The following is an 18,001-nucleotide window of genomic DNA, read 5'->3' on the forward strand; positions in this document are numbered from 1 at the left end:
TTCAAAATAATGAGACACGGTAAAAAAATTAATCACTTAGGAAGAACTGCTGCTCACCGTAAGGCGATGCTGTCAAACATGGCTGCTTCCCTTATCCTGCACAAGCGTCTTTCTACTACAGTAGCTAAGGCTAAAGCTCTTCGTAAGTATGTTGAGCCACTTCTTACAAAATCTAAAAACGATACTACCCACTCAAGAAGAACTGTATTTGCTTACCTTCAGGAGAAGGAAGCTGTTAAAGAGCTTTTTGATGAAGTATCTGCAAAGATTGCCAACAGACCTGGTGGTTATACTCGTATTCTTAAGACTGGTCTTCGTTTAGGGGATAACGCAGAAATGTGTGTTATCGAACTTGTAGACTACAACGAGGATATGCTTGCAACTACTGGTGCAGCAGCTGGCGCGAAGAAAACTCGTCGTCGTGGTGCTGGTGGTGCTAAGAAGAAAGCTGAAGGTGCTGCTGAGGCTCCTAAAGCAGCTGAAACTGATGCAACTGCAGAAGATTCAAAAGATGCTGAATAAGCGTATTCTTTGAAATATTTTAAAGGGACATGACGTAAGTCGTGTCCCTTTTTTATTTTTGTAAAAACCAAGAAATGAAAAAACATACCGCTACAGAAGCTATCCTTCTATTGGAGGATGGTACAATTTATAAAGGAAAGAGCCTGGGTAGAATTGGTACATCCGGTGGAGAGCTATGCTTTAATACCGGTATGACTGGATATCAGGAAATATTCACTGATCCATCTTATTACGGGCAGGTAGTAGTTAATACTGTATCACATGTTGGTAATTACGGTGTGCAGCATGAAGAAGTAGAGTCTGACAGAGTACAAATAAGTGCACTGGTTTGTAAAGATTTCTCTCATCATTATTCCAGGAAAACAGCAGAAGGCTCACTGCAAGAATATTTTGAGAAGGCTGGTATAGTAGGAATTTGTGAGATCGATACCAGAGCACTTGTGCGTCATATCCGTGACAAAGGTGCCATGAATGCTATTGTGTCTTCAGAGATAACGGATATTGAAGAGCTACGTAAGAGACTTGCTGAAGTACCTTCGATGGCTGGACTTGAACTATCATCAAGAGTAAGTACACCACAGACGTATGACCTGAAACCAGAAGAAGTGAAGTATAGAGTGGCTGTTCTTGACCTTGGTGTTAAACGTAACAGCCTTCACAATTTTATGCAGCGCGGATGTGAGGTTAAAGTGTTTCCGTATAATACGCCTTTTGAGGAGATGGAGAAGTGGAACCCTGATGGCTATTTTATCTCTAACGGGCCTGGGGATCCTGCTGCAACCAGAGATGCTGTAAATAGTGTGAAGCAGATACTCGAAAAAGAGAAGCCGATGTTTGGCATTTGCATGGGACACCAGATACTGGCGCAGGCTAATGGCATTGCTACTTATAAAATGCACAATGGCCACCGAGGCTTAAACCACCCGGTTAAAAACCTGATCACAGGCAGAAGTGAGATCACAAGTCAGAATCATGGCTTTGTAGTGGATGCTGAGCAGGTAAGGAATCATCCGGAAGTAGAGGTTACGCATATCAACCTGAATGATAATACTATTGAAGGTATGCGCATGAAGAACAAACCGGCATTCTCAGTGCAGTATCACCCGGAGTCATCGCCGGGGCCACATGACTCAGAATATCTGTTTGATGACTTTGTGGCGCTTTTAGAAAAGAGTAAAAACCAAGTAAAACTATAGATTAAAACAAACCAATGAGCTTAATCACAGATATTAAAGCCAGACAGATCTTCGATTCGAGAGGCAATCCTACTGTTGAGGTAGATGTTATAACTGAAAACGGCATTATGGGTCGCGCTGCTGTACCGTCCGGTGCTTCTACAGGTATACATGAAGCTGTTGAGCTTCGTGATGGAGACAAGAGCAAGTACATGGGTAAAGGTGTGCTGCAGGCAGTTGAAAACGTTAATGGTAAAATTGCTGAAGAACTGGTTGGCTTTCCGGTGTTCGATCAGAACCTGCTGGATAAGATCATGATTGAGCTGGATGGTTCTGATAACAAAGGCAACCTAGGTGCTAATGCTATACTTGGCGTATCGCTGGCAATTGCCCGTGCTGCTGCCCAAGAGCTGAACATGCCACTTTACCGCTATGTTGGTGGTGTTAATGCCAATACATTGCCGGTACCAATGATGAACATCCTGAATGGTGGTAGCCATGCTGATAATGCGATCGACTTCCAGGAATTTATGATCATGCCGGTTGGTGCTCCTTCGTTCTCTGAAGCATTGCGTATGGGCTCTGAAGTATTCCACCACCTGAAGAATGTACTGAAGAAAAAAGGTCTTTCTACAAACGTAGGTGATGAAGGTGGTTTTGCACCGAACATCGCGTCTAACGTGGAAGCTATTGAAGTGGTACTTCAGGCAATTGAAGCAGCTGGTTACAAGCCAGGCGACGACATGATGATTGCTATGGATGCTGCCAGTTCTGAATTCTACGATGCCTCAACAGGTCTTTATACTTTCAAGAAATCTACTGGTGATAAGCTGACGTCTTCTGACATGGTAAGCTACTGGAAAGAGTGGACAGAGAAGTATCCGATCATCTCGATTGAAGATGGTATGGCAGAGGATGACTGGGCTGGCTGGAAAGAGCTTACTGAGAAAATTGGTAAGAATGTACAGCTGGTAGGCGATGACCTGTTTGTAACAAATGTGAAGCGCCTGCAGCAAGGTATAGACCAGGGTGTAGCTAACTCTATCCTGATTAAAGTAAACCAGATTGGTACGCTTACGGAAACTATAAACGCTATTAACTTAGGCTTACGCCATGGTTATAAGAGCGTGATGAGCCACCGTTCCGGCGAGACAGAGGATAACACAATTGCTGACCTAGCAGTGGCCCTAAACACAGGCCAGATCAAGACTGGTTCGGCATCGCGCTCTGACCGTATGGCTAAGTATAACCAGCTGCTTCGTATTGAGGAGGAGCTTGGTGAAATTGCTTATTATCCGGGACGTAAGTTCTAAAATCTAATATCAGAAAATATTTATGGCTAAGGCTGTGGGTTATATGATCCACAGCCTTATTTTTGTGTAAGTACCGATACCAAGTTTCCTATGATCAAGCGCATTCCAAAATTCTTCCGCAGCTTTTATTTTATCACAACAGCCCTGTTTGTGGTATGGATGCTCTTTTTCGATGCCAATGATTTTATTACCCAATACCAGATGAGCAAGCAGCTCAGCGACCTGGAAGATGTGCGAGAAGATTACGTGCAGAAAATGGACGAAGTGGTAAAGGACCGTAAAGCCCTGATGGGTAACCCCGATCTGCTGGAGAAATATGCCCGCGAAAAATACCTGATGAAGCGCCCGAATGAGGACGTATTTATTATTGTGCCGAAGGAAGAGGAGTAGGCTATAGTTGCGAGTACTGAGTCTCGAGTTAAGGCATAATCTTAAGCTGTTCTTTGGGGCAGCTTTTTTTATCAATAGTGAAGTATAGCTCTTGCCAACTTTCGCTCGTCTGCTTCCAATTCAACTTATCCCTTAATACCTGCCTAAATAATTCGTAACTTTGCGCCATTGAGCTGCAACTATAAAGTGGCGGCCTCACCTAAGTATAGATACTATGGCAAAAGTTGCAATAAATCTTTCTACTGGCTCCATTCAGCAGGAAGAAGTTATAGTAGGTATAGATCTGGGTACTACAAATAGTTTAGTAGCCTACATCCATCCTGAAGATAAAAAACCAATAGCGATAAATGACCAGGGCCGCGGAACCATTGTGCCGTCGGTGGTGCATTTTACTCAAACCGGCGAAACAATAGTTGGAACTGAAGCAAAAGACTACCTGACCACCGACCCGGCTAATACCATTTACTCTGTTAAGCGCCTACTGGGCAAGTCTTATAAAGATGTTGGGGAGCACAAAGATTATTTTGGTTACAAGATAATTGATGATGACAGCGAAGGGCTGGTAAAGATCAGAGTAGGAGATAAGTTCTATTCACCTATCGAGCTGTCGGCGGAGATACTGAAAGAATTGCGTACCCGCGCTGAACATTCTCTTAAAACACCTGTAAACCGTGCTGTAATTACTGTACCAGCTTATTTTAACGACTCGCAGCGCCAGGCTACGCGTGATGCCGGTAAGCTGGCTGGCCTGGAAGTACTGCGAATAGTTAACGAGCCAACTGCTGCGGCGCTGGCTTATGGTATCGGCATTGACCCTAACGAAGAGAAAACAGTAGCCGTTTACGATCTGGGTGGCGGTACGTTTGATATCTCAATATTGAGCATCCATCAGGGCATTTTTGAAGTGCTTTCTACCAACGGCGATACCTACCTAGGTGGCGATGACTTTGACCGCGCTATCATCAACCACTGGATTCAGGAAAACCAGTTGCTGGCCGATACTATAAACGAGAACAAGAACCTGCAGCAGGAACTACGCCTACGTGCCGAAGAGGCCAAGAGAACCCTCAGCTCTCAGCCAGTTTACACCGGAACCTTGAATGGAACGATAGACTGCCACCTGGAGCGCCATACTTTTGAAACGCTGATCGCGCCTATAGTTGCCAGAACCATTGAAAGCTGCCGCCAGGCCATGAGCGACGCCAAACTACAGCCCGAGCAGATTGATGCCGTGATTATGGTTGGTGGCTCTACGCGCGTGCCGATGGTATATGATGCTGTTTCAGAGTTCTTCGGTAAGCCAGCTAACAACTCGCTAAACCCGGATGAAGTTGTGGCCCTTGGTGCTGCCATCCAGGCTGATATTTTAGCCGGTAACCGCAAAGACATTCTGCTGCTGGATGTAACGCCGCTAACCTTAGGTATAGAAACTATGGGTGGCTTGATGGACTCTATCATTCCAAGAAACTCTAAGATACCAACCAAAGCAGGGCGCCAGTACACCACGTCGGTAGACGGGCAGGTGAACATGAAGATCTCAGTGTACCAGGGCGAACGAGATTTAGTGAAAGAGAACCGAAAACTGGCAGAGTTCGATCTGAAAGGTATACCCGCTATGCCGGCTGGCTTCCCGAAAGTAGATGTGAACTTTATACTTAACGCCGATGGTATTCTGAAAGTGGAAGCTATTGAGCTACGTTCGGGTGTACGCCAGGAAGTAGAGGTAAAGCCACAGTATGGTTTAACAGACCAGCAGGTAGAGCAGATGCTGATGGATTCGATTACCCACGCCCGCGAAGACGTGGCAACCCGAATGGTGATTGAAGCCCGCACTACTGCTGAGCAGATGATCTACCAGGTTGAGCGCTTTGTGGAGAAAAACAGCGAGCACCTGACAACTGAAGAAATTGAGCTAACCAAAACCAATGTGCAGAACCTGAAAAACGTACTGCCAACAGGAGATAAAGATGCTATACTGAAAGCCGTAGATATCTTGGAAGAACAGACAAGCCCTTTTGCGGAGCGCGTGATGCAGATTTCCATCAAACAAGCCATGGCAGGTAAAAAGATAGAGTAAGTATAAAGTATAACTATAGCAATGGCGCGAGCGTTCACGCTCGTGACTAACTATAGTTGGTCCTCTGGCCCAGTAGCAGGAATCAATAAAAAAGGCCGGGAAGTATAAACTCCCGGCCTTTTTTATAGTTTATAAGTAGTGTTTAGAATTTGATCCCGAACTTCTTACCTAATTTCTCCAGGTCTTCAGCCACAGGGTCTAGTAAAGGGATACCTTCTTTTAGGCGAATGTCAGTCATTTCGCGTTCTGGGTCGCCGGGGATGAGTACAGCTTTTTCGCCTTTTTTGGTTTTGGCTGCTCTGAAAGTTTCTATCCAGCGGTCCATATGCTCTTTAAACTCGTCAGCCGGACGGAAGGCATCTATTCGCATTGCCCCTAAAAAGTGGCCGATCCCTTTCCCAACCGGATCGGCAGGCGGATTTAAGAAACTAACAAACGGCGGAACCCACGGGCCATAGTTAGCACCTGAAAGTACAGCCGAGAAAATATCAACTATAGCTGCCAGCGCATAACCTTTGTGGCTACCATGTGTTAGGTCGCTGCCAAGCGGGAGCAGGGCTCCTCCATCTTTCAGTTCGTTGGCATTATCGGTATCATCGCCTTCGGCAGTTTGGATCCAGCCAACCGGGGCTTTTTTGTTTTTACGCTGCAGTATCTCCAGTTTACCGTTAGCCGCCGAAGCTGTGGCAAAATCGGCTACGAACGGTGGCTGTTTTTTAGTTGGTACGGCTACAGCAATCGGATTGGTACCTAGCATACGCTCTACCGAGTGGGTTGGGGCAACCAAAGGGCTGGCATTGGTCATGGCCATCCCGATCATATCCGAACTCAACGCTTCCATGGCATGGTAACCCGCAATACCGAAGTGGTTAGAGTTACGCACCGAAACCCATCCTGTACCAACTTTCTCAGCTTTCTCAATGGCAATATCCATGGCTTTGGGGGCAATCACCAATCCCAAACCACCATCACCATCCACAGTTGCCGTGCTCGGTGTTTCGTGCACAATGCGCATGTTGGGAGTTGAGTTAATTCTTCCGGCTTCCCAGAGGCGCACATAGCCGCTCAGTCGTGCTACGCCATGAGAGTCTACTCCACGCAGGTCGGCTTCCAGTAAAACTTCGGCGGCTAACTTGGCATCTTTGGGTGGACAGCCAATAGCTAAGAATATTTCCTGGGTAAAATCAAATAAGTGTCGGTAAATATACATGTATTCTGAATTGCGGTATTAAGGGCGGCAAATTAATAAATTCTGTTACTAAACCCTTCATTAATACCCGCTTTATACTTGCCTTATCAAAAGCTATAGTTCTGTAAATCGCTGTAAATATGTATTTTTTTCTATACTTTAGAGCCTGCTAAAGATTGTGGAACAGATTTTGTCTTCGGCAACTTAGGCTATTTATATTTTTACTATGATACGAGCTATACTTTCTGCATTTATGTTGCTGGTTACCCTGGCAGTGCAGGCACAAACCCAACTTGTTTTTGATGAAACAACCCCGGAAGCTTACCTCATAAAGTATAGCACTACGGGTAACTCCAGCCAACAGCACATTAATACCATACTTAACCTGTTGCGTGAAGGCGATGTAGGTAAGCGGGGCGGGCGACCTGCGCGTACTCCGCAATTTACAGTTAAAATGGAGCAGCAGGCCCGTATTGCCGATACAGGAAATGCGCTGCAGTTAACAGTAAAGCTCAGCAAAATCGGGGTTGAGAGCGATGTTACCTACAAAGGCTTTGGTGTGGAGGATGTGTTGCTGCCTGAAAAACTGAATGCGGAGGTTAAGCTGCTGGATGGCAAGAAGAAAGAATTGAACGCCTTTAACCTGACCAATATCTCTTTTAATAAAGAAGGTGTGGTAGTTCTGGATGTAACGATGCCTGATACTACGACAGCTAACCAGAACTATAGTTTGGTGGTAGAGCCGAAAGAGCTGATCTATACTTCGGAAAGTGTAAACCGCTTTAAAAGACACCAGGAGCTGGTACAGAATTATTATACTGCCGAAGCAACTATAAGTCGTGCCTTACAGGATATCAACCGTATTCAGCCGGAAGATGTGGACCGTATTAGTCTGCACGACCGCAACCTGGAGCAGATGGAAGATATGTATGAGCGCATTAAGGATGAGAACTATAAAGATAAACTGAACCTGCGCCAGTACGACCCGCAGCACCTGACTCAGAAAATGGCCGACCTGAACCGCCTGATGAAGGAACGCCGCCGTGCTGTAGATTACGCCCTGAGCACCATGGATCTGCAGTTCTTTAACAAAGGAATGAGCCTTGTAACCTCTGGTCAGGGTAACGTAGCACAGAGCTATTTTATAAAGTCGCTGGAAGTTAACCCGAAGTTTGCGCCGTCGCACCTGCAGCTTGCCCGCCTTGATTTTGTGAATGGTTACCTGAACGAAGCTACCGCCCGCACCCTGGATGTGTTGACTGGCATGCGCATTGACCCTGAAACCCGCCAGATGGCGCAGGTACTGGCACATGATATCTATACCTCACATATCAACCGTGGCCATAGTTTGGTTAACAACAGAGACTATAACGCTGCGCTTCAGGCCTTTGGCACTGCCCGCGAACTATGCGATAAAGTTGGTGGATTAGGTTGCAACATGCCAGCTTTGCGCGAAGGTGAAGGTCGTGCTGCAACCGGTATGTATCATAACATAGTAGCAGAAGGTAAGCGCGAGTTTAGTCGTAATAATATAGCACAGGCCGATAAATTAGCTGAAGAAGCCCTACGCTTCCAGAGTGATTACCGCGATGTATTGCCGCAGCCAACCGAAGCCATTGAGCTACAGAACCAGGTAAAGTATACCTATTATGTAGAGCATATTGATAAAGGCAAAAGCTACCTGAACAGCAAGAACTATAGTGCAGCCCTCAGTCAGTTCGATGCTGCACTGGACCTGCAGGAAAAGTATACTTTTAAAAAGGTGAATGAACTTGGTACACTTGTGCAGAAAGCTGCCAAGCCTGTTTTGCTGGCTGAATTGCAGACCGGTTACCAGCAAGCCATGAATAACCAGTTAACCGATGCCCGCGCGCTGGCTTCTAAAGCAATTGCCATGCAGGGGCGTTATGGGCTGGCTCAGGATAAAGAAGTGGTTGGCAAGTATAACCTGCTCCGTGACCGCATTGTAACACAGGAATGCCAGAATGCACAAAACGCTTACGATGACCACCTGCAGCAAGCAAAAGAACTGGCGCGTAACAAGCAATTCTTAGCTGCCGATAAAGCGTATACTGCTGCGCTTAAAGTTGCCGGCGATAACACTGTTTGCCAGTTAGCGGACTTTACTGCTAAAGACGGACGTGAAGCTATACTTCCGGCAGTTCGTTACCAGCAGATGCTCGAAGATATAAACCGCTTTGTTGCCAGCAGCCGCTACACCGAAGCTTTGCAAACTTACAACCAGGCTGAAAAGCATTACAAAGCCTACGAAGTAAACCGCTTCGGACTGGATTACATTTCCTTATACAACTATGCTAAAGAAACAACAAAGCTGCCATTCACTGCCGAAGTAGTACAATACTATGCCAGCCAGGGTGAAGAAGAAGTTGCTATTAATCTGTTAACTATACTTTTACAGAAGGATTACAAAAACCGTAAGACCAAGAAAGTGCAGGAGCAACTGGGCAAGCAACTAGCATCGCAGGACGTGCAGTTAGGCTTAAAAGAAGATGTAGAAGCTTTAGCCATGAAACATACCAACAATAACCGCGATCTGGAAAAGCTGAAGAAGGCTTATGAGAAGGAAAGAAAACGTTTAGCAAAAGGATAAAGGGAAAAGGCAGGTGTATAACCTGCCTTTTTTTATGAATGTCATTTCTAGTGTAACGAGAAATCTAATTTAGCTTTTAGTTGAAGTTTATACTTACCTGAACAAAGCTATACTTTCAACTATAGCAATAAAAGAAGTGTTCCCTTGAGGACTAGTGAGAACGGGAGTTCGAAACTTGCAAGCGAAGCTCATAGGGGTGTTAAAAATCCAACTATAGAACCCAGATTTCTCCCGCTGGTCGAAATGACAAAATAAGTAGTAGCCGAAAAAGCTCCCCTCCTTAGACAAGGAGGGGTTGGGGGTGGTTGGACCACTATACCCAAAGCTTTAGCCGTATCTGTCCTTTCAGACCAGTTGAGTCCGGAGACTCGCGCTAGCTGAAACTATAAATTGCCTTCCAGCATCTGCTGCAAAACGCCTTCTTTCAAAGCATACGACGATACACGAATCTCCTGCAGGTTATACTTCTCCAGTACAAAGTCTACAGCTATACTTGCCAGCACGATCATATCCACACGCATTTCCAGCATGCCGGGTATGGCTAAACGCTCATCGTGGGTTTTGCGAAGTAGCTCTTCGTGTATAGCATAATAATCTGCAATGCTTATAGTTGATGCCGGCGGTATAGTTTGCTGGCGTGATGTGTCGCCTTTGCTTAGTGCATCAATATCACAAAGCGTATCGAAAGTGCCGGAAGAGCCTACGAGTATAGTTGGTTTGTACTGAGTTACAGCTTCGGTGAGGGGTTGTAGTTTTTCGGCCAGGTAAGTTTTTTCGGCGGCTATACTTTCAGTTGGCATCGGGTCTGCGGTAAAGAACTGGTCCATCAGGCGCTGGGCTCCGATCTCGAAGCTGCGTTTCCAGAAGATTTCCTGGTTGTTGCAAAGTATAAACTCCACGCTGCCACCGCCAATGTCCATGATTAGGGCTGTCTGCTCGTCCAGCACACCGGCAAAGCGCACGCCGTAGTAGATGAGTTCGGCTTCGCGGGCTCCGTCTATTACTTCTACCTGTATGTCGGTTTGCTTGTAAATGTCCTTCACAAAATCGTCGCCGTTGGCTGCGTTGCGCACCATGCTGGTAGCCATGGCCCTAACCGTTTCAGCGCCATGCTCATCAATCACCTTTCGGAAGTCGCGCAGCGTTTTCAGCGCACGCTCGTAGGCTTCGGGTGCAATGTTGCCGTTGCTGATGCCGCCTTGTCCCAAACGCACCGGTACTTTGGTTTTATACAGGTCGCGCAACTGCCCCTGCTCATTCACTTCCGTTACCAGCAAGTGAAATGTATTCGTACCCATATCTATTAGTGCAAGGCGGTTGGTCATTGTTTGGAATATTAATATTAGACAACGAAACTGTTGCTTAAGTGATTATTGAATTGTTATGAAAAAGGAAGCCTCCAAAACTTTTAAAGTAAAAAAACTTATGTAGTCTTGAAGGCTAAAAAGAAGTTGGAGACTGTTAAGATATCAACTTTATCTTGAATTGTAAGTGCGGACTATATCCAATAATTCCGTAGCTACAGTCATTGCACTGTTTTCTTGGATATATTTTACTAATACGGGGTCATCTTCGAAATATTTAATCATGTCTTCTTTGTATTTAAGAGATCTAAATCTGGTGGCCTTTTCCTCATTTGCTCTCTTTACATGATATATTACGAGTCCGGCAAGCTGTCCTGTACGTTCAAAAGCATATACATTAACTTTCCCTTTCACCAGTTTTGCCATCAATAAGCTATAGTTTGTCCCATATGTTTGAATATTGTCTATTTCTATTAATGCTTCACCTTTTTTAACTGTAATGGCACTCACAAGTTCGGTTTTTATCTTAATTACAGGACCATCAGGTGAAGTACTGTATTCAATTTTCTTACTAGTTGGAGTTGGCATCTCAATATAACCTTGCTTGATTTCTCCATTGAAGAATTCAAGTGAGGCAGGATATAACTGAGCATTAGCGCTAATAGTAAACAGCAGTAATGCAGCAAAGAGAAAAGAGTAAAATTTAATCATAATTGTGAATTAAGTTAGTTTTCTATTATTCAAAACAGCTTTTGAGAAAGAAGTATAATTAAATTTTCCAAAATTTCATATATAGAAAAATATAAATATACCAAAGATGTGGAGTTTTACTTTAAAAAGAAGTTATTCTACCTCCCCACCGAAGTAAACCTGAAGAAAGTACCCAACGGCAGTTTTCTGTCACCACCATCCAGCAAGTATAGTTCGCCGAGCTCTTCGTTCTTCACCATGTCACCAAACGTGCCGCGCATCAGGTTGTCGAGTACCATCGCCGAGAAGCCCATCGAGTACAGGTTTATCAGCAGGAAATAATCGGTGCCGTCCAGCATTTCGCGGCAAAGCTTTATCATTTCGTTCAGCTCGTCTTCCAGTTGCCATTTTTCGCCGTTCGGGCCGCGGCCGTAGCTTGGTGGGTCCAGGATGATGCCATTATACTTGTTGCCACGTTTTACTTCTCGGCGGGCGTACTTCATGGCGTCTTCCACGATCCAGCGCACGTTGTCCAGGTTGCTGGCTTCCATGTTGTCGCGGGCCCAGAAGTTAACCTGCTTTATCGAGTCGAGGTGGGTTACGTCGGCGCCGGCAGCTTTGGCGGCCAATGTGGCAGCACCAGTGTAGGCAAACATGTTCAGTACTTTTGGCTGTGGCGTTTTAAGTTTGCGGGTAGTATCGTAAATAAACTTCCAGTTAGCGTCCTGCTCCGGAAACAAGCCCACGTGCTTAAACGATGATAACCCCAACCGGAAACGCAGCTTCAGGTCGTTATACTTATAGTTGATGAACCACTGCTCCGGCATTCCTTTCTTCAGTTTCCACTGGCCTTTTTCCTGGCTGCCTTTGTCGCGGGTAAACACGGCATTGGCCATACGCTGCCATTCCTGCTCGGGCAGGTGCTTGTCCCAGATGGCCTGAGGCTCAGGTCGGGCTACATAATACTGGCCAAAACGCTCCAGCTTCTCAAAATTGCCACTATCCACTAATTCGTAATCGGCCCAGTTTTCTGTTGTAAGAAAGGAATACATATCTTTGTCGTTTATTTCAGGCGCAGTGCCTATAAGGGAGTAAAATTACGCATTATATGCCACACCTTAAAAAGTGCACGAACCTGCTGTTTTAATTGTTTCAGAAACATGGCAATCAGTTTTTATAAATACCAGGGCACCGGCAACGATTTCGTAATGATCGATAACCGGAAGCTGACGTTCCCTGCCGAGAATGAAGCGTTGGTAAAACACCTTTGCGACCGCCGCGTGGGTATTGGCGCCGACGGGCTTATACTTCTGCAGGATCACCCGGACTACGATTTTGAGATGGTATATTTTAATGCCGACGGCCGCTTAGGCTCTATGTGCGGAAACGGCGGGCGCTGCACGGTGCGTTTTGCCAAACAATTGGGCGTGATAGAAGACGTAGCCTGCTTTCTTGCAGCTGACGGCGAGCACCAGGCAAGTATAGAACGCGACCTGATACAGCTGAAAATGAACGACGTGCAGGGTGTAGAAAAAATCGGCGATGATTACTACCTTAATACCGGCTCCCCGCATTATATCCGTTTTGTAGATGACGTGCAACGTATAGATGTTTATAAAGAGGGCCGCGCAATCCGTTACAACGAGCGTTTTGCAGCAGTAGGTACCAACGTAAACTTTGTGCAAAAGATAGGCGAGAACGAAATTTTTGTACGCACCTACGAGCGCGGCGTGGAAGACGAAACCCTTTCGTGCGGAACAGGTGTAACGGCTGCGGCGCTGGTAGCAGGTATGGAAGGCATGCAAAGTCCAGTAAAAGTAAAAGTGTTAGGTGGTAACTTAGAAGTTGCCTTCCAGCGCTCCGGCGAAGATACCTTTAAGTATATTTACCTTAACGGTCCGGCAAAGCAGGTATTTACAGGTGCAGTAACAGTATAAAAAACATAACGCAACTATAGAACAAGACTCTCAGCAAGTATAAAATGTTGGGAGTCTTTTCTTTTTTATGTAGCTTGTACTATATAACAACCTATAAACCTGTGTTCCTGAAAACAGATCAAACCTACCTGCGCGCCCTAGAGCCTGCTGACTTAGATTTCCTTTATTCATTGGAAAATGATACATCAGTATGGCATGTGGGGAACACGCTTACGCCGTACTCTAAATTTGTGCTGGAACAGTACCTGGAGAACGCCGCACTCGATATTTATACTGTAAAGCAACTGCGCCTTATTATCTGCAACAGCAAAAGTCAGCCGATCGGCGCCATCGACCTTTATGATTTTGACCCCTTGCACCGCCGGGCAGGTATAGGCATCGTTATTACAGCCGATCACCGTGGAAATGGCCACGCCTCTGATGCGCTGGAATTACTGCTGAACTACTGCCAGAATACGCTGAAACTGCACCAGGTTTATTGTTCTGTTACCGCTACCAATCTGCCAAGTATACATCTGTTCATAAAGGCTGGCTTTACACAAGTAGGAGTGCGCAAAGAATGGTTTTTAACTTCGGATGGCTGGGAAGATGTGGTTGAAATGCAGCAGCTATTAAACAATAAATAGAAAATATAACATGGTATTTCGTCAGGCAAGTATAGCCGATATTGCTGGCATGTCGCGGGTGCGGATGGCTGTAAAAGAAAATGTATTGTCTAATCCTGACCGGGTTACCCTTGAAGATTACCGTGAAATGCTGGAAGAAAATGGGGCTGGCTGGGTTTGCGAACTAGACGGGATTATAGTTGGTTTTGCTATAGTTGATCTTACAGATGCCAATATCTGGGCGCTGTTTGTAGATCCTGATCATGACAAAAAAGGCATAGGCAGAAAACTGCACGACCTGATGCTGAACTGGAGCTTTGATCAGAACATTGACAAACTATGGCTATCAACAGAAGCCGGAACCAGAGCAGAAACATTTTATCGCAAAGCAGGCTGGCAGCAAACAGGTATAACACAGAGTGGTGAGGTCCGATTTGAAATGGAACGCAGAAAGTATAGAACCAAAACTTCAGTATCACAACAATCATCAATTTAACAATCCAACAAACAAAACTTACCTGTTCTGTCAGAGATATTTAGCCTTTTTAACTATAAATAGAGAAACCGCTATACTTTATCGGTAAATATGGCAGATAACCTATGTGGCAATTAAAATGGTATTGTTTTAGTACAGAACATTAGAAATATCGGAAAAACCCCTATTTTTGACGATATTGCAAACAGAAGATTTCATTTTAGCATAACAGACACAGATGTTTGATTTTTTCGGTAAAACCGTTGCGAAATTATTCGGAACCAAGTCCGACAGAGATATAAAAGAGGTACTTCCTTACGTATCCAAAATAAACGAAGAGTACGCAAAACTTAAAGGCCTTTCAGATGATCAGCTTCGCCAGAAGACTGAAGAGATAAAAGGTGTTATTAATGAGCGCCTGAAGTCTATTGATGAAAAGATTGCAGCCTTGCACAAGCGTGTGGCCGACGAGCCAGAGCTTAACATTGTGCAGAAAGAAGCCATCTTCTCTGAGATTGATGAGTTAGAAAAGCAGCGTAACAAAGACCTGGAAGTAGTGCTGATGGAAGTACTGCCTGTTGGTTTTGCTATAGTTAAAGAAACTGCCCGCCGCTGGAAAGAGATCGGCCAGTTAGTAGTAACCGCTACCGACATGGACCGCGCCTTAGCTGCACGCAAACCAAACGTACAACTGGATGGCGATAAAGCCATTTGGGCGAACAAATGGGAAGCAGCCGGCAACGAAATAACCTGGGAAATGCTGCATTATGATGTGCAGTTGATTGGTGGTATTGTGCTGCACCAAGGGAAAATTGCCGAAATGGCCACAGGTGAAGGTAAAACATTGGTAGCAACACTGCCAGCTTACCTGAATGCGCTTTCGGGGCGTGGTGTGCACGTGGTAACCGTTAACGACTACCTTGCCCGCCGTGACTCTGAGTGGATGGCACCGTTGTTCGAATTCCATGGCATCACAATCGATTGTATCGACAAGCACCAGCCAAACTCTGAATCGCGTCGCAACGCCTACAAAGCAGACATCACTTACGGTACAAACAACGAATTCGGCTTCGATTACCTGCGCGACAACATGAGCCGCGAGCCACAGGATTTAGTACAGCGCAAGCACCACTATGCGATGGTGGATGAGGTTGACTCCGTATTGATCGATGATGCCCGTACACCACTTATCATATCTGGTCCGGTACCGCGCGGCGATGAGCACGAATTCCATATCCTGAAGCCGCGTATCTCGATGCTGGTAGATGCTCAGCGTAAAGTGGTTTCTAACTTCCTCACAGAAGCAAAACGCCTCATTAAAGAAGGAAACGAGAAAGAAGGTGGTTTAGCCTTGTTCCGTGCTTACCGTGGTCTGCCTAAGAGCAAGCCCCTGATCAAGTTCCTGAGTGAGACGGGTAATCGTGCCATCATGCAGAAAGTAGAGAATTTCTACCTGCAGGATAACTCACGCCAGATGCCGGAAGCTGATGCTCCGCTATACTTTACCATTGATGAAAAGCACAACCAGATTGAGCTGACCGAACAAGGTATTGACCTGATAACAGGCCAGGGCGAAGATCCAAACTTCTTCATCATGCCGGATATCGGTACTGAGATCGCTAACCTGGAAAACGATAAATCCCTTTCTCACGAAGACCTGCTGCATGCCAAAGAGCGCCTGATCGCAGACTTCCAGGAGAAATCAAAGCGTATCCATACTATAAACCAGTTACTGAAGGCTTATACTTTGTTCGAGAAGGATACAGAGTATATCGTTACCCCAGATAACAAGGTGAAGATTGTAGATGAGCAGACAGGCCGTGTAATGGAAGGTCGTCGTTACTCTGACGGTTTGCACCAGGCCATTGAAGCGAAAGAGAACGTGAAGGTAGAAGATGCCACACAAACTTACGCTACAGTTACGCTACAGAACTACTTCCGTATGTACCACAAACTGTCTGGTATGACGGGTACTGCCGAAACAGAAGCAGGCGAGTTCTGGGACATCTACAAACTGGATGTGGTAGTTATACCTACCAACCGCCCGATATCAAGAAAAGACGAGCACGACAAAGTATACAAAACCGTTCGTGAGAAGTATAATGCCGTTGCCGACGAGATTGTAGCCTTAACAGAAGCTGGTCGTCCGGTACTAGTTGGTACAACTTCAGTAGAGATATCGGAGTTGCTGAGCCGTATGCTGACGCTGCGCAAGATAAAGCACCAGGTACTGAATGCGAAACTACACCAGAAAGAAGCTGAAATTGTAGCGGAAGCTGGTAAGCCAGGTACGGTAACTATAGCTACCAACATGGCTGGCCGTGGTACCGACATTAAGCTTACACCAGAAGCGAAGGCTGCCGGTGGTCTGGCCATTATCGGTACAGAGCGCCACGAGTCTCGCCGCGTAGACCGCCAGTTGCGTGGCCGTTCAGGTCGTCAGGGTGACCCGGGTTCTTCTCAGTTCTTCGTGTCTCTTGAAGATAACCTGATGCGATTATTCGGCTCTGACAGAATTGCCCGCCTGATGGACCGTATGGGTCTGGAAGAAGGCGAAGTAATTCAGCACTCGATGATCACAAGCTCTATTGAGCGTGCGCAGAAGAAAGTTGAAGAGAACAACTTCGGTCAGCGTAAGCGTTTGCTGGAGTATGATGACGTGATGAACGCACAGCGTGAAGTGGTGTACAAGCGCCGCAGAAACGCACTATATGGTGAGCGACTAGAGCTGGATATCTGGAATATGATCTATGATATCAGCGAAGATGTAATCGTGAGCTACAAAAACATCAGCGATTACGAAAACTTCCAGCTGCACGTGCTGCGTGTGTTTGGTATCGAGGCTTCTATCACAGCTGATGAGTTTAAAACTGCTCCGGCTAACCAACTGGTAGAGCGTTTATATAACGAAGCACTGAACCATTACCTGACCCGTAACAAACAGATTGCAGATCATGCCTACCCGATCATTGCTGACATCCATGCTAACCGTGGACCGATGATTGAGAATGTGGCTGTACCATTTACAGATGGCAAACGCCAGCTGGCTGCTGTAGCAAACCTGACCAAAACGTATGAAACGCATGGTATGGAATTGCTTCGTGCCATGGAGAAGATCATTACGCTGGGAACTATAGACCAGGCCTGGACAGACCACCTGCGCCAGATGGACGACCTGAAGCAAAGTGTGCAGAACGCAGTGTACGAACAGAAAGACCCATTATTGATCTACAAGTTTGAGTCGTTTGAGTTGTTTAAGCGCATGATCGGTAAGGTAAACGAAGAAACTATCGCTTTTCTTTTCCACGCGTTTATACCGGTTCAGGCGCCAGAGCAGGTGCGCGAGCCACGTCCACAGCAGGCACCAAAAGCGCCTGTACTTAAAGAGCAGAAGCAGGAAGTACACTCTTCTCTGGAAAACCAGTCAGGACATACTTCGACGCCGGCTCCAGAACCGGAAAAACTGATGCCGGTACACTCCCAAAAAGTAGCTGGCCGTAACGACCGTGTTAGTGTACAATATATGGATGGCCGTGTAGTGAAGGACGTTAAGTATAAAACTGTAGAAGACGACCTGCTGCACAACCGCTGTGTACTGATTGAAGAATAAAACAAAGCAGCCACTAACTAAACTTAGTGGCTGCTTTATGTTTAAATATATTGTGATGGGCGTAAATGAAGTCTTTGATCTTATGTCCTTCATCTTTTGTTTT

General features: G+C 45.8%; 14 protein-coding genes. 10 read left to right on the plus strand and 4 right to left on the minus strand.

Going from position 1 to position 18,001, the window contains the following annotated elements; all coding sequences use genetic code 11:
• Nucleotides 1–9: 9 nt before the first annotated feature.
• The 5 genes from rplQ to hscA all read left to right on the plus strand — a co-directional run bounded on the left by rplQ (nucleotide 10) and on the right by hscA (nucleotide 5,477).
• Nucleotides 10–522, plus strand: coding sequence for a 50S ribosomal protein L17 (gene rplQ / locus MJ612_RS13180; protein ID WP_187031454.1), 513 nt, complete (start codon nucleotides 10–12; stop codon nucleotides 520–522).
• A 74-nt stretch (nucleotides 523–596) separates the two neighbouring features.
• Nucleotides 597–1,718, plus strand: a complete 1,122-nt coding sequence (gene carA, locus MJ612_RS13185) for a glutamine-hydrolyzing carbamoyl-phosphate synthase small subunit (RefSeq protein ID WP_187031452.1) — start codon at nucleotides 597–599, stop codon at nucleotides 1,716–1,718.
• A gap of 14 nt (nucleotides 1,719–1,732) precedes the next feature.
• Nucleotides 1,733–3,010, plus strand: coding sequence for a phosphopyruvate hydratase (eno, locus tag MJ612_RS13190; protein WP_187031450.1), 1,278 nt, complete (start codon nucleotides 1,733–1,735; stop codon nucleotides 3,008–3,010).
• A 90-nt stretch (nucleotides 3,011–3,100) separates the two neighbouring features.
• Nucleotides 3,101–3,400 (plus strand): FtsB family cell division protein, encoded by a 300-nt coding sequence (locus MJ612_RS13195; RefSeq protein ID WP_187031448.1) that lies wholly within the window; start codon nucleotides 3,101–3,103, stop codon nucleotides 3,398–3,400.
• Nucleotides 3,401–3,614: 214 nt separating this feature from the next.
• On the plus strand, nucleotides 3,615–5,477 hold the full coding sequence (hscA, locus tag MJ612_RS13200) for a Fe-S protein assembly chaperone HscA (protein ID WP_187031446.1): 1,863 nt from the start codon (nucleotides 3,615–3,617) through the stop codon (nucleotides 5,475–5,477).
• Nucleotides 5,478–5,619: 142 nt separating this feature from the next.
• Here the strand turns inward: hscA and MJ612_RS13205 are convergent, their stop codons facing one another.
• Nucleotides 5,620–6,687, minus strand: coding sequence for an Ldh family oxidoreductase (locus tag MJ612_RS13205; RefSeq protein WP_187031444.1), 1,068 nt, complete (start codon nucleotides 6,685–6,687; stop codon nucleotides 5,620–5,622).
• Nucleotides 6,688–6,892: 205 nt separating this feature from the next.
• Between MJ612_RS13205 and MJ612_RS13210 the strand changes: the two genes are divergently transcribed.
• A complete protein-coding gene (locus MJ612_RS13210) occupies nucleotides 6,893–9,277 on the plus strand; it encodes a hypothetical protein (protein ID WP_250419182.1) in 2,385 nt (794 codons plus the stop codon).
• Between the two features lie 383 nt (nucleotides 9,278–9,660).
• On the opposite strand, the gene MJ612_RS13215 is transcribed toward MJ612_RS13210, so the two are convergent.
• The 3 genes from MJ612_RS13215 to MJ612_RS13225 all read right to left on the minus strand — a co-directional run bounded on the left by MJ612_RS13215 (nucleotide 9,661) and on the right by MJ612_RS13225 (nucleotide 12,323).
• Nucleotides 9,661–10,602 carry a Ppx/GppA phosphatase family protein gene (locus MJ612_RS13215; protein ID WP_187031442.1) on the minus strand — a complete coding sequence of 314 codons (942 nt, stop codon included), beginning with the start codon at nucleotides 10,600–10,602 and terminating at the stop codon, nucleotides 9,661–9,663.
• Nucleotides 10,603–10,752: 150 nt separating this feature from the next.
• Nucleotides 10,753–11,292: a hypothetical protein gene (locus MJ612_RS13220; RefSeq protein ID WP_187031440.1), complete on the minus strand. Its 540-nt coding sequence runs from the start codon at nucleotides 11,290–11,292 to the stop codon at nucleotides 10,753–10,755.
• Between the two features lie 137 nt (nucleotides 11,293–11,429).
• Nucleotides 11,430–12,323, minus strand: a complete 894-nt coding sequence (locus tag MJ612_RS13225; protein WP_187031438.1) for a class I SAM-dependent methyltransferase — start codon at nucleotides 12,321–12,323, stop codon at nucleotides 11,430–11,432.
• A 108-nt stretch (nucleotides 12,324–12,431) separates the two neighbouring features.
• Between MJ612_RS13225 and dapF the strand changes: the two genes are divergently transcribed.
• The 4 genes from dapF (at nucleotide 12,432) to secA (ending at nucleotide 17,898) form a co-directional block, all read left to right on the plus strand.
• Nucleotides 12,432–13,208, plus strand: a complete 777-nt coding sequence (gene dapF / locus MJ612_RS13230; protein ID WP_187031436.1) for a diaminopimelate epimerase — start codon at nucleotides 12,432–12,434, stop codon at nucleotides 13,206–13,208.
• 101 nt (nucleotides 13,209–13,309) lie between these two features.
• Nucleotides 13,310–13,834: a GNAT family N-acetyltransferase gene (locus tag MJ612_RS13235; RefSeq protein ID WP_187031434.1), complete on the plus strand. Its 525-nt coding sequence runs from the start codon at nucleotides 13,310–13,312 to the stop codon at nucleotides 13,832–13,834.
• 10 nt (nucleotides 13,835–13,844) lie between these two features.
• Nucleotides 13,845–14,309 (plus strand): GNAT family N-acetyltransferase, encoded by a 465-nt coding sequence (locus tag MJ612_RS13240; RefSeq protein ID WP_187031432.1) that lies wholly within the window; start codon nucleotides 13,845–13,847, stop codon nucleotides 14,307–14,309.
• A 217-nt stretch (nucleotides 14,310–14,526) separates the two neighbouring features.
• Nucleotides 14,527–17,898: a preprotein translocase subunit SecA gene (gene secA, locus MJ612_RS13245; protein WP_187031430.1), complete on the plus strand. Its 3,372-nt coding sequence runs from the start codon at nucleotides 14,527–14,529 to the stop codon at nucleotides 17,896–17,898.
• Nucleotides 17,899–18,001 lie beyond the last annotated feature (103 nt).

The sequence above is a fragment of the Pontibacter deserti genome (assembly GCF_023630255.1).
Classification (GTDB): domain Bacteria; phylum Bacteroidota; class Bacteroidia; order Cytophagales; family Hymenobacteraceae; genus Pontibacter; species Pontibacter deserti.

What these genes read in the sequence shown, in the direction of transcription:
- rplQ (WP_187031454.1), top strand. Translation starts at nt 10, where the DNA reads ATGAGACACGGTAAAAAAATTAATCACTTAGGAAGAACTGCTGCTCAC.
- carA (WP_187031452.1), top strand. Translation starts at nt 597, where the DNA reads ATGAAAAAACATACCGCTACAGAAGCTATCCTTCTATTGGAGGATGGT.
- eno (WP_187031450.1), top strand. Translation starts at nt 1,733, where the DNA reads ATGAGCTTAATCACAGATATTAAAGCCAGACAGATCTTCGATTCGAGA.
- MJ612_RS13195 (WP_187031448.1), top strand. Translation starts at nt 3,101, where the DNA reads ATGATCAAGCGCATTCCAAAATTCTTCCGCAGCTTTTATTTTATCACA.
- hscA (WP_187031446.1), top strand. Translation starts at nt 3,615, where the DNA reads ATGGCAAAAGTTGCAATAAATCTTTCTACTGGCTCCATTCAGCAGGAA.
- MJ612_RS13205 (WP_187031444.1), bottom strand. Translation starts at nt 6,687, where the DNA reads ATGTATATTTACCGACACTTATTTGATTTTACCCAGGAAATATTCTTA.
- MJ612_RS13210 (WP_250419182.1), top strand. Translation starts at nt 6,893, where the DNA reads ATGATACGAGCTATACTTTCTGCATTTATGTTGCTGGTTACCCTGGCA.
- MJ612_RS13215 (WP_187031442.1), bottom strand. Translation starts at nt 10,602, where the DNA reads ATGACCAACCGCCTTGCACTAATAGATATGGGTACGAATACATTTCAC.
- MJ612_RS13220 (WP_187031440.1), bottom strand. Translation starts at nt 11,292, where the DNA reads ATGATTAAATTTTACTCTTTTCTCTTTGCTGCATTACTGCTGTTTACT.
- MJ612_RS13225 (WP_187031438.1), bottom strand. Translation starts at nt 12,323, where the DNA reads ATGTATTCCTTTCTTACAACAGAAAACTGGGCCGATTACGAATTAGTG.
- dapF (WP_187031436.1), top strand. Translation starts at nt 12,432, where the DNA reads ATGGCAATCAGTTTTTATAAATACCAGGGCACCGGCAACGATTTCGTA.
- MJ612_RS13240 (WP_187031432.1), top strand. Translation starts at nt 13,845, where the DNA reads ATGGTATTTCGTCAGGCAAGTATAGCCGATATTGCTGGCATGTCGCGG.
- secA (WP_187031430.1), top strand. Translation starts at nt 14,527, where the DNA reads ATGTTTGATTTTTTCGGTAAAACCGTTGCGAAATTATTCGGAACCAAG.